2 protein-coding genes are annotated in these 2,645 nt (G+C 53.9%); both read left to right on the top strand.

Features of this window, described 5'->3' with window-relative positions; all coding sequences use genetic code 11:
- On the top strand, nt 1-1,146 hold a 1,146-nt coding region (locus ACTF5Z_RS11775; RefSeq protein WP_438985805.1), incomplete at its 5' end, for an efflux RND transporter periplasmic adaptor subunit.
- The coding region (locus tag ACTF5Z_RS11770) for an efflux RND transporter permease subunit (RefSeq protein WP_438985804.1) at nt 1,146-2,645 on the top strand (1,500 nt) is incomplete at its 3' end. The genes ACTF5Z_RS11775 and ACTF5Z_RS11770, both read left to right, overlap by 1 nt.

Below are 2,645 nucleotides of genomic sequence, written 5' to 3'. Positions count from 1 at the left end.
GACTTGAACACACACACGCCGCGATATCCTATAACGTTGCGTGTTTCAAAATACACGATTGCTCTATCGAAGGGTTACACCACAATGAAGAATCGGTCGCGCCAGAAATTTTTAACCACTCACCTCGCGCTTTGGTGTTTGCTGCTGAGTATTCATGCCACTGGACAACCTTACGGGAGCCGAGAAGCGCTCGTTTTAGTAGAGCCCATTATTTATGCGAACGAAGAAACTCGTCTCGAAGCGGTTGGCACCGCAGAAGCGAGGCGCTCCGTGACACTCTACGCCGCCGTCGCTGAGCGAGTCGCAGCAGTAAATTTCAAAGCAGGCGACTACGTTACGCAAGGCGCCATACTGGTTCAACTGGATGACCGCCGGCAACAAGTGGCGCTGAAACAAGCTCAACTAAATCTGCAGGATGCCGAACGCACTCTCGAGCGCGTACGCAAAAATTTTGAGCAAGGAGCCGTGCCTCAATCAGACCTCGATCGAGCCAAACTTGCGCGAGACCTCGCGCTCGTAGATTTGAACCAAGCCCAAATCGAGGTTGAGGACCGTCAAATTATTGCACCGTTCAGCGGCTTTGTAGGTCTCTCTGACATAGAGCCAGGAGACAGAATCAGTAGCCAAACGGTAATCGCCACGCTAGACGATCGCGAAACCCTGATCATCGACCTTAAAGTCCCCGAGGCAGCGGTCAGTTTACTGGCAACGGGCGCCACGCTTACCGTGCAGCCTTGGCGCTACAGTGGTGATCCTGTGGCCGCCACCGTCGTAGAAAAAGACTCACGAATCGATCCGCAAACGCGATTATTCCGAGTTCGGGCGGAATTAGACAACCGACAAGATGATTTCCTGCCAGGAACAAGCTTTAGAACAATCATCCAAAGCGTTGGTGAGGAGTTTATCGCAATCCCCGAGGCAGCTCTGTCATGGGGACCCAACGCACCCTATATTTGGGTAGCACGCGACCGCATCGCTCGACGTGTTCCAGTTCAGATCGAGCAACGCCAGCGCGGGCGGGTATTAGTCTCGGGGGATATCCTATTCAATGACTTGTTGATCACCGAAGGCATTCAAAATATCCGTGAAGGACAAGCACTCAAATTTAAAGACCTTCCTCCCCCGGGAATGGAGGCGGCAGAATAATGACCGATCAATCACGCACAGAGGCCCTTTCGGCCAACGATTTACCCTCGGTATCTATCCGGCGGCCAATTCTGATTGTCGTTTTGAATATACTGGTGGCTCTGGCCGGTATTGCCGCCCTCAATGGGGTAGAGGTACGAGAGCTCCCGGATGTCGACCGCCCCGTCGTCACCGTGCGGGCGAATCTACCCGGAGGTGCACCTGAGACGGTCGATGCGGAAGTCACCAGCGTATTAGAAGGGGCCGCAGCACGAGTCTCGGGCGTGAAATCGCTTCGATCACAATCGGAAGAAAATTCAGCGCGAACCGTTGTGGAATTTCGCCCAGGAGTCGACCTTGACGTTGCCGCGAGCGAGGTACGGGAATCGGTCAATCAAATCCGTCGTCGCTTGCCCAATGATGTAGAGCAGGTCAATGTGGTTAAAGCCGATGATGATGCCAGAGCCGTTTTGGATATAGCCATAAGCAGCGATACGCTGAGCCTAGAGGAGTTATCGCGACGCTTAGAAACGGATATTGCGCCTGAGTTTTTATCCATCGATGGGGTCGCCGATGTTCGCCTGAACGGTGCGCGCGAGCGCGTTTTGCGCGTTGCCATTGACCCGCTCAAACTATCGAGCTTTGGTCTTTCCATCTCTCAAGTCGCGAATGTTTTGCGCCAGGCCCCTTTCGATGTGCCCGCTGGTAGTTTGATATCTACCGATCAACGATTGATCGTGCGTGCGGATGCAACCTCAGTCACTGCGGAGCAAGTCGAGAATATTATCGTGTCGGGCAACACCAGAATTGGCGATCTTGCTCAGGCTTATTTTGGCCCCGCAGACGCAGGGAGCTTTGTGCGACTGAACGGCAAGCCCGTCGTGGGCTTGGGCGTCATACGTCAAGCGGGATCGAACACGATCGAGATATCCGATCAAGCGTTGACAATGCTCGATCAACTGCGTGATCGCTTCCCCGACTTAGAGATGACAGTAACCAATGACGACGCCCTGTTCATTAGAAAATCTGTGAGCGAGGTCATTACGACACTTGCGATCACCGTCGTACTCGTTGTTGCAACCTTGTGGGTATTTATTGGGTCTTTTAGGGCCACCATCGTTCCCGCGTTTTCCATACCTATAGCGCTGTTTGGTGCCATCGCCGCGCTATGGCTAATGGACTTCTCGATTAATATTCTGACACTGCTGGCTCTCGTACTTGCGACCGGGCTGATCGTAGACGACGCCATCGTAGTAACAGAAAACATCCAGCGGCGACGGAGTATGGGCTTAGGCCCCCGAGCGGCGGCTGTGCTGGGCACACGCGAAGTATTCTTCGCCGTCGTCGCAACGACAGCGGTGCTGGTCGCCGTGTTTGTGCCCATTGCCTTCTTACCCTCAACTGCTGGGCGATTGTTTCGTGAATTCGGCGGTGTATTAGCCGCTGCCGTCATCATCTCGTCCTTTGTTGCGCTATCGCTTGTGCCTGCATTCACGGCTAAATTGCCTAAATCTGCGGGG

Origin of the sequence: Aequoribacter sp., from assembly GCF_965659035.1 — a bacterium.
Taxonomy (GTDB): domain Bacteria; phylum Pseudomonadota; class Gammaproteobacteria; order Pseudomonadales; family Halieaceae; genus Aequoribacter.
Note: the sequence above shows the minus strand (reverse complement) of the source record. Positions and strands in the feature narration are given on the sequence as shown.